5 protein-coding genes and 1 pseudogene are annotated in these 6,125 nt (G+C 68.1%); 4 read left to right on the forward strand and 2 right to left on the reverse strand.

Annotation, left to right across the window (positions count from 1 at the left end; translation table 11 throughout):
- Positions 1-106 (forward strand): annotated as a pseudogene (locus tag RCO28_RS39135) (IS5/IS1182 family transposase); the annotation flags it as partial.
- A gap of 238 nt (positions 107-344) precedes the next feature.
- Positions 345-1,088 (forward strand): alpha/beta hydrolase, encoded by a 744-nt coding sequence (locus RCO28_RS39140; RefSeq protein ID WP_308946184.1) that lies wholly within the window; start codon positions 345-347, stop codon positions 1,086-1,088.
- Positions 1,089-1,238: 150 nt separating this feature from the next.
- On the opposite strand, the gene RCO28_RS39145 is transcribed toward RCO28_RS39140, so the two are convergent.
- Positions 1,239-1,817 carry a TetR/AcrR family transcriptional regulator gene (locus tag RCO28_RS39145; protein WP_308946185.1) on the reverse strand — a complete coding sequence of 193 codons (579 nt, stop codon included), beginning with the start codon at positions 1,815-1,817 and terminating at the stop codon, positions 1,239-1,241.
- Between the two features lie 92 nt (positions 1,818-1,909).
- Here RCO28_RS39145 and RCO28_RS39150 point away from each other — a divergent pair, with 92 nt between their 5' ends.
- On the forward strand, positions 1,910-2,356 hold the full coding sequence (locus tag RCO28_RS39150) for a DUF1772 domain-containing protein (protein ID WP_308946187.1): 447 nt from the start codon (positions 1,910-1,912) through the stop codon (positions 2,354-2,356).
- A gap of 257 nt (positions 2,357-2,613) precedes the next feature.
- Here RCO28_RS39150 and RCO28_RS39155 read toward each other — a convergent pair whose 3' ends face one another.
- Positions 2,614-3,405 (reverse strand): metal-dependent hydrolase, encoded by a 792-nt coding sequence (locus RCO28_RS39155; protein ID WP_308946188.1) that lies wholly within the window; start codon positions 3,403-3,405, stop codon positions 2,614-2,616.
- A gap of 145 nt (positions 3,406-3,550) precedes the next feature.
- On the opposite strand from RCO28_RS39155, the gene RCO28_RS39160 reads away from it, so the two are divergent.
- Positions 3,551-6,064: a DUF3516 domain-containing protein gene (locus RCO28_RS39160; RefSeq protein WP_308946189.1), complete on the forward strand. Its 2,514-nt coding sequence runs from the start codon at positions 3,551-3,553 to the stop codon at positions 6,062-6,064.
- The last annotated feature ends 61 nt before the right edge of the window (positions 6,065-6,125 follow it).

Below are 6,125 nucleotides of genomic sequence, written 5' to 3' on the forward strand. Positions count from 1 at the left end.
CAAGCGGCTACGCATCCGCTATGAGATACGAGCCGATCTCCACCTCGGCCTGCTCCAACTCGCTTGCAGCATCATCTGCTTGAGACGACTCCGAACATCATTCTGAAACGATCAGTAAGGACGCTCTCCATGTGCTGAGGCGGCATCAGCCACGGAGCCTCCGCAACAATCCATTGGCGGAACCGCGTCGGCCACTGCTACTTTTCCGTCGGCCGTGCGAGAGAACGAGGAGGTGGTACCCGTGAATGCTGTTTCGACACGGGTGCTCCCCTCCGGGGTCACGTTCGGGCGATAAGGTCGTCGTCCGGGAGCGCCGTACAAACGCACTCCCGAAAGGCACGACCATGCACTTCACTTCCGAGCAGCACCTCACTTCCGAGCAGCACCTCGAAGACGGCGTCCTCGAACGCGAATTCACCCTCGGCGAGATCCCCGGCACCCTGTGGACACCTGAGTCCACAGCACCGGCTCCGCTGGTCCTGATGGCCCACAACAACGGCCTGCCCAAGGCGGACCCACGGCTGGTGGCCCGGGCCCGGTACACCGCGGCACGCGGCTACGCGGTGGCCACCATCGACGCCGCCGGGTGCGGTGACCGGCCCCGTTCCGCCGTCGAGGAACAGGCCCGCGCCGATTTCCGCCAGGCGATGCAGGCCGGCGAGCCAGTCGATGAGGCCTTCGAATCATTCATCGGACCGCTGGTCGAAAAGGCCGTCCCGGACTGGCAGACCACTCTGGACGCTCTCCTGTCACTGCCCGAGATCGGCGGACCGGTCGGGTACTCAGGGGGGTGGACCGCCCTCGGCATCCGCCTTGCGGTGGTCGAGCCGCGCATCGCGGCAGCCGGCTTCTTCGCCGGGGGTTACGTGCCCCTCGCCCAGCGCGAGGAGGCCCGGCAGCTCTCCCTTCCGCTGCTGTTCTTGCTGCAGTGGGACGACGAGGGGAATCCACGGCAACGGGCCCTGGAGCTGTTCGACGCCTTCGGCAGCAAGGAGAAGACGCTGCACGCCAACCTGGGAGGGCACACCGGCACCCCGTGGTTCGAGTTGGAGGACGGGTGCCGATTCCTGGACCGCCACCTGAAGTGAGGCCGGGCCGCCTTGGCGGGCACGCAAGCAGGCGGTAGGCGACGTCGGACAGTGTGGTCACCTTGGCCCACACCATCGTGAATGACCGGGAATCAATGCTGCAGGCGGGCAGCCGGGCCGGAGACCCCGCCTGCCTGTCCGGATGGTGCGTCAGAGCACGGCCAGTCTGTCCACCATCAACTCCACCCTCCGCTCGGCGTCCCCCGAAGGCAGCCGTCCGGCCCGGGTCAGGGTTGCCAGCCCGTGCAAGGCCGCCCAGAACACCTCGGTGAACAGCCCTGGATGGACTCCGTCCCCGGCGACCTCACCGAGGGTCTCCAACAAGGCGGCGAAGGCGTCCTTCAGAGGCTCCGGGGTGTCCTCCTCCGCGAACGCCAGGCCGCCGTCGAGCTGGAACATGGCGTCGTAGACCGCAGGGTGATGCTCAGCGAAGTTGAGGTAGGCGCGGGCGAGGGCCGTGACCCGGGCGCGCGACCCATCCGCGGCGATGGCCCCGGCCCGCAGCGCAGCGGCCATCTCGGAGGCCCCGTCCAGGGCGACGGCACCGATGATCTCGCGCTTGCCGCGGAAGTGACTGTAGAGGACAGGCTGGCTGTACTCGATGCGCTCGGCGAGCCGACGGGTGGTGACCGCTTCCCAGCCCTGCTGCTCGGCGAGTTCGCGAGCCGTCGCCACGATGAGGCGTTCACGGCCCGCCCGCTCGCGCTCCTTGCGTTCCTGTACGGACATGATCCGACCCTAGCACCGCTAGACAATCGAGCGGTAGCAGAGCTAGCATTGCCTCAACATCTAGCGGCGCTAGATCCTAGGAGGGGGTCATCATGCTCAATGCACTTGAGGTCTTCACCACCGTGACCGTCGGCGTGATGGCGGGCGTGGAGTTCTCCGTCGCCTTCTTCATCAACCCGATCCTCGACGGCCTCCCCGGCGACAGCGGCCTCCGCGGCCGCACCCACGGGGCCCGACTGCTCGGCGCCGTGATGCCGTTCTGGTACGTCGCCTCGCTCGCCCTCGCTGCCATCTGGGCCGTCGCCGAATGGCACGACCGCGGCGCCGGCCTCGTCGTCACGGCCGTCGGGCTGCTGATCGTCAGCGTGATCATGTCGATCCTGCTGCTCGTCCCGATCAACAACCGGGCCAAGACATGGACCGCCGACGGCCTGCCGGCCGACTGGAAGCAGCAGCTGCGCCGCTGGGACCGCTTCCACTACGCCCGCGTCGCCGTCATCATCGCCGCCTTCGCCCTACTGGTCGCCGCCCTCATATGAGCCCGGGCGGGAAGCGTGGCGGGCGGGGCGCGCGACCTCCATTCCGTCGACGGCAGACCTGGCTCCTGCTTCCAGGGCCACGCCCACCGGAACAGCCTCAAGACCATCCCCGCGAGAGGTGGCCTGACCTGCCGATCGAGTGGAGTCTCACCCTAAGGTTGAGGGTTAGGTGCGCGAGGGCGAAGGCCCGCCAACGCGCCCCGTGGGCCCGTGGGCCCGTACTGCCCGAACCAAGCGCAGACCCGTGCCCGGACCGCCTAGATGAAGTTCAGCGCAGCCGCACCGCCCACACCGCCGAGCAGCATGAACACCGGCATCAGCACCTTCAGCTCCACCCAGCTGCCTGCGCGGAACCGCATCGCCTTCGGCGGACCCATCGGGTACCAGCGCTTGCCCGCGATGGGGATCGGCCACAGGATCGGGCAGCCCGACACCGTCAGGGCATCGCCGACGCAATGCACGAGGGCGCCCAGGATGATCGGCAGGCCCAGCCACAAGTACTCCTGGCCCGGGCCGGTGAACAGCCAGTCCGCACCGTAGCCCGGCTTGTCGAGCACACCCGCGAGGATCCACGCGCTCGTCGCACCGAGCAGCCACACCAGTACGTCGCTCGAAACCCGGGCGGCCCTCCACAGCAGGCCCTCCACCGCCAGCACCAGATGCACGAAGAGGATCGCGAGGACCGCCCACCGCCCCCCAGTGATCGCGAGGACCGATGTACCGCCGCCGATCAGCACCGCCCACAGCCACGTGTGCGTCAGCGTGCGATGGCCACCCGTGCGCCGCGGGTCCTGACGGCTCTTCGTCGCCTTGTAGACCGCGTACGAGAGGTTGTCCACGACCTCGCACAACCCCCGCGAGATCGGGCCGAAGGCCCTGGAGATCGTGGCCGACTTATGGTCCAGGTCAGGGGCCAGCGCCGCGCCCGCACAGATCAGCGCGCCGACGACGAGGACCGGCCAGGGCATCGGGTGCCCCGCGGCAGCCGCCGCCGCTCCCACCCCCAGCCAGGCCGCCGCTCCCGACAGTGAGTGTGCTGGACCCATCATGGCCGTTGCCCGCCCCAATTCTCGTTGTGCTGACGCCCAGTTGACGCATGGTCGGGCGCCCGGTCGACGGCACAGCGTAACGCTCGTGATCTTCCCGCCGACCTCCGGTTCCCGGATCGGGGGTGCGGGCAGGCAAGATGGGGGTGTGACCCTTATCGATCAGCTGCCGCCGGACGCCGACCCCGATGCCCTCTTCGACGCCTTCTCGTCATGGACCGAGGAACAGGGCATCACTCTCTATCCGGCTCAGGAGGAGGCGCTGATCGAGGTGGTCTCCGGCGCCAACGTGATCTTGTCCACGCCCACCGGGTCCGGCAAGAGCCTCGTCGCCGCAGGCGCCCACTTCGCCGCCCTGGCCGCCGACAAAGTCACCTTCTACACCGCGCCGATCAAGGCACTGGTCAGCGAGAAGTTCTTCGACCTCTGCAAGCTCTTCGGCACCGAGAACGTCGGCATGCTCACCGGCGACGCCTCCGTCAACGCCGATGCGCCGGTCATCTGCTGCACCGCCGAGGTCCTCGCGTCCATCGCGCTGCGCGACGGCAAGGACGCCGACATCGGCCAGGTCGTGATGGACGAGTTCCACTTCTACGCGGAACCGGACCGCGGCTGGGCCTGGCAGATCCCGCTGCTCGAACTGCCGCAGGCCCAGTTCGTCCTGATGTCGGCGACGCTCGGCGATGTCTCCATGTTCGAGAAGGACCTCACCCGCCGCACCGGCCGTCCCACCTCCGTGGTGCGCTCCGCGACCCGGCCAGTGCCGCTCTCGTACGAATACCGCTTCACACCCATCACCGAGACGCTGACGGAACTGCTCGAGACGAAGCAGGCACCCGTCTACATCGTGCACTTCACCCAGGCACAGGCCGTCGAACGCGCCCAGTCCCTGATGAGCATCAACATGTGCACCAAGGCCGAGAAGGAACAGATCGCCGAGCTGATCGGCAACTTCCGCTTCACCACCAAATTCGGCCGCAACCTCTCCCGCTACGTACGCCACGGCATCGGCGTGCACCACGCGGGCATGCTGCCCAAGTACCGCCGCCTCGTGGAGAAACTCGCCCAGGCCGGACTCCTCAAGGTCATCTGCGGTACGGACACCCTCGGCGTCGGCGTCAACGTCCCCATCAGGACAGTGCTGTTCACCGCCCTCGCCAAGTACGACGGCAACCGCGTACGCGTGCTGCGTGCCCGCGAGTTCCACCAGATCGCGGGCCGCGCGGGCCGGGCCGGATTCGACACCGCCGGACTCGTCGTCGCCCAGGCCCCCGAGCACGTCATCGAGAACGAGAAGGCCCTCGCCAAGGCAGGAGACGACCCGAAGAAGCGGCGCAAGGTCGTCCGCAAGAAGGCGCCCGAAGGCTTCGTCGGCTGGACCGAGAACACCTTCGAGAAGCTCATCGCCTCCGAACCCGAGCCGCTGACCTCACGGTTCCGCGTCACCCACACCATGCTCCTGTCCGTGATCGCCCGGCCCGGCAACGCCTTCCAGGCCATGCGCCGCCTCCTCGAGGACAATCACGAGCCACGCAAGAACCAGATTCGGCACATCCGCCGGACCATCGCCATCTACCGCTCGCTCCTCGACGGCGGCGTCGTCGAAAAGCTCGACAAGCCCGACGCGACCGGCCGCATCGTCCGGCTCACCGTCGACCTGCAGCAGGACTTCGCCCTCAACCAGCCCCTGTCGACCTTCGCACTCGCCGCGTTCGAACTCCTCGACCCCGAATCCCCCTCGTACGCCCTCGACATGGTGTCCGTCGTCGAATCCACCCTCGACGACCCACGCCAGATCCTCGCCGCCCAGCAGAACAAGGCACGCGGCGAGGCCGTCGGCCAGATGAAGGCCGACGGCGTCGAGTACGAGGAGCGGATGGAGCGGCTCCAGGACATCTCGTACCCCAAGCCCCTCGAAGAGCTCCTCTGGCACGCGTACGGGCTCTACCGGCGCTCGCACCCGTGGGTCGGCGACCACCCGGTGTCGCCGAAGTCCGTGATCCGGGACATGTACGAACGCGCCCTGTCCTTCACCGAGTTCACCTCCTTCTACGAACTCGCCCGCACCGAAGGCATCGTCCTTCGCTACCTGGCGAGCGCCTACAAGGCGCTCGAGCACACCATCCCGGACGACCTCAAGTCCGACGACCTCGAAGACCTCATCGCCTGGCTCGGCGAAATGGTCCGCCAGGTCGACTCCTCACTCCTCGACGAGTGGGAGCAGCTCGCCAACCCCGAGGTCGAGACCGCCGAAGAGGCGCAGGAGAAGGCCGACCAGGTCAAGCCGGTCACCGCCAACGCCCGCGCGTTCCGCGTCCTCGTCCGCAACGCCATGTTCCGCCGCGTCGAACTCGCCGCCCTCGACAACGTCGACGAACTCGGCGAACTCGACAGCGACTCCGGCTGGGACGCCGACGCCTGGGGCGAAGCCATGGACGCCTACTGGGACGAGTACGACGACCTCGGCACCGGCCCCGACGCCCGCGGCCCCAAGCTCCTCTCCATCGAGGAAGACCCGGCCCACGGCCTGTGGCGCGTCCGCCAGACCTTCGCCGACCCCAACGACGACCACGACTGGGGCATCAGCGCCGAAGTCGACCTCGCCGCGTCCGACGAGGAAGGGCGGGCTGTTGTTCGGGTTACGGGGGTGGGGCAGTTGTGAGGGGGGCTTTTCGGGGACCGCTTCACTAGGGGGCCTCCCCCCTCCCCCCTCCCCCTCCACC

Origin of the sequence: Streptomyces sp. LHD-70 (genome assembly GCF_031157275.1) — a bacterium.
In the GTDB taxonomy this organism is placed as follows: Bacteria; Actinomycetota; Actinomycetes; order Streptomycetales; family Streptomycetaceae; genus Streptomyces.

Excerpts from the sequence above, each read along its gene's own strand:
- RCO28_RS39140 (WP_308946184.1), top strand. The coding sequence starts at position 345 with ATGCACTTCACTTCCGAGCAGCACCTCACTTCCGAGCAGCACCTCGAA.
- RCO28_RS39150 (WP_308946187.1), top strand. The coding sequence starts at position 1,910 with ATGCTCAATGCACTTGAGGTCTTCACCACCGTGACCGTCGGCGTGATG.
- RCO28_RS39155 (WP_308946188.1), bottom strand. The coding sequence starts at position 3,405 with ATGATGGGTCCAGCACACTCACTGTCGGGAGCGGCGGCCTGGCTGGGG.
- RCO28_RS39145 (WP_308946185.1), bottom strand. The coding sequence starts at position 1,817 with ATGTCCGTACAGGAACGCAAGGAGCGCGAGCGGGCGGGCCGTGAACGC.